Here is a 2,671-nt window from a genome sequence, read left to right on the forward strand (position 1 = left end):
GTCCTTTAATTGAAAAGGGTTTCGAACTTGAGTATCCGCAGGAAGAGCCTACCCTGACATTTAAAGTATAATTAAATTACCTATATTTGCTAAAGTTAATATATCGTGCTTATAATGTTCATAATTTATTCACAAGGAGTAGAACATGATGTCGAAAGAAACTAATGGTACAAAAAGTCCTGGGGATGCTACAAAAAAATGGTCTTTTTTAGACACGTCAAAACGAATTTTAGATGAAGAAAAAAGCATAAAGAACTCGCTAGAAAAAAAAGCAATTAAGGAAGAAGAAAAAACTATCACCAGTTCAGATAATTTAGTTGAAGCTGAGCCAGATATAAGTCAGCTTTTTAAACCTAAATGGTGATAAGAGGTTGTTCAAAAAATCAATGCTATAGTATGCTGGAACGAGAAAACTCCATCTTCCATACTAGTTCGAAAACTCTTGTAAATTAATTTTCCTTATATCTCTTTGAATAGGGTCAGTTCCTTCTTTTTTATATTTAGGAAAATAAACGCAAAAGTATTACTTTGTAAATGGAGACGTATTTTGCTCTTAAATTTGGAATAGGGATTCCGAACAGTTTTGTGAAGGCATTCCAGCATGCGTACTAAGGATGCATGTTGGGCCTCCATAGTATTTTTGTTAGGAAACCGCCATTATCTAATGAGTTTACCATAATCTGTTTTTCTTAGCTGAAGAAAAACAAGCACTCAACGAGTTCAAATAATGTACTATAATTATATTTAGTTTTTCGAACCTTATCTTCGAATAGGGGTAATGGAAACATTTATAAAAGAAAAAGTTGAATATGATGAAAAAAAATATAATGAGTTGTATCTATTCAGTTTTTATATTTTTATTCTTTATCTTTGGTTCTGCCCAGGCTAAAGATGAGGCTGAGTTTTCTCGAGTTGCTCGATTAAGTTCCATCAATGGCTCTGCGAGTTTGCTGCCCGGAGGGGAAACTCAATGGGTAAAAGGAATTGTCAACCGTCCATTAATCACCGGTGATCGCATATGGTCAAGTAATAAATCATTTCTCGAATTACAACTGGGTTCTACCACGGTGCGTATGGGGAATCAAACAAGCCTTAAAATTCTAAACCTTAATCAAAAAATTTCTCAATTACAACTTTCCAGTGGGACCTTAATTGTTAAAGTAACCCGCTTGGATCCTCGGCATACAATTGAAATCAGTACACCCACTCTTGCTTTTATAGTAACAAAACCAGGTTATTATCGAATTTTTGTCAACAATCAAGCAAAAATAACGCTCATAAGCGTACTAAAAGGAAGAGGAAAGGTATATGGTCCAAAAGTTTCTTATATTGTTAATCAAGGAAAATCCTACCCCTTTGGAGTAAACCTAAAACTATTTAAACCTACCAGTATTCCTGCACCTGATAATTTTGAACGTTGGAGTCGCATGCGGGATCGCATAGGTATAGGTATTACCCAATATGTATCTGCAGAAATGATTGGCGAAGAAGATTTGCAACTCTATGGGACTTGGAAAAAAACTCCTAAATATGGTCATGTTTGGATACCGAATAAAGTTAATCCAAATTGGGCCCCTTATCGTACAGGTCAGTGGGTTTGGGTACGCCAATGGGGTTGGACCTGGGTGGATGAAGAGCCGTGGGGATTTGCTCCATTCCATTATGGGAGGTGGGCTTACCTTGAAAGAAGATGGAGTTGGGTTCCAGGACCAAGATATGCCCAACCTGTTTACGCACCAGCTTTAGTGGCATTTGTAGGAGGTAACAATTTTAACCTGAGACTAAGTACTGGTGTACCTGGAATTGCATGGTTTCCTCTTGCTCCAGGAGAAATCTATATTCCTCCAAAAAACCTGGGACGTAATTATTTCATCAACGTCAATATAAATAATACCCAGATTAATAATACTTATGTCAATAATATTTACGTTAATAAAACTACTAATATTTTCTATCAAAATGTAAATGTAGCACCCGCAATTACTGCGGTGCCGACACAAACATTCGTCAACTCGCAACCGGTTAACCAGGCAGTGGTGAGTGTTCCTTCTCAAATAATACAACAAGCGCCTAAAACCCCTATTGCAGAGGTTGTTCCTGACAGCACCAGCGTATTAGGAGGAAGCTCAGCGCAATCTCAACCCCCTAAAGAAATTTTAGAACAGCCGGGAGTAGTAACTGTTGCTCCTCCAGCCCCTCCTGTTCCTTTTTCTGAAGAGAAAAAACTACTGGAAAAAACCCCGGGTTCTCCTTTATCCACACAGGAAGCACAATCATTAAAACCATTGCCAACTGAATCAGCTGCAAAAATAGATGTAGTTAATCCAACACAAACGTCAACTTCCATTAATGAAAAAATTATCGATCAAGCCCCCGTACCTGATCCAGCATTGATTAAAACTCAAGAACAGCAATTACCACTGTCCCAGCCTGCACAACCTCAGGAGCAAACACAACCTCAGGAGCAAACACAACCTCAGGAGCAAACACAGCCGCAGGAGCAAACACAGCCGCAGGAGCAAACACAGCCGCAGGAGCAAACACAGCCGCAGGAGCAAACACAGCCGCAGGAACAAACACAGCCGCAGGAGCAAACACAGCCGCAGGAACAAACACAGCCGCAGGAACAAACACAGCCGCAGGAACAGACACAGCCGCAGGAACAAACACA

General features: G+C 39.2%; 2 protein-coding genes. Both read left to right on the forward strand.

Translation table 11 applies throughout. The annotated features are described in order from the left end of the window. Positions 1 to 145 precede the first annotated feature (145 nt). Positions 146 to 364, forward strand: coding sequence for a hypothetical protein (locus Lpar_RS02590; protein WP_237759334.1), 219 nt, complete (start codon positions 146 to 148; stop codon positions 362 to 364). A gap of 445 nt (positions 365 to 809) precedes the next feature. Continuing rightward, positions 810 to 2,671: DUF6600 domain-containing protein (locus Lpar_RS02595; RefSeq protein WP_058516447.1), on the forward strand; the 1,862-nt coding region annotated here is incomplete at its 3' end.

This window comes from Legionella parisiensis (genome assembly GCF_001467945.1).
In the GTDB taxonomy this organism is placed as follows: Bacteria; Pseudomonadota; Gammaproteobacteria; order Legionellales; family Legionellaceae; genus Legionella; species Legionella parisiensis.

Bases quoted from the DNA above. Each gene is read 5' to 3' on its own strand.
- Lpar_RS02590 (WP_237759334.1), top strand. From the start codon at position 146: ATGATGTCGAAAGAAACTAATGGTACAAAAAGTCCTGGGGATGCTACA.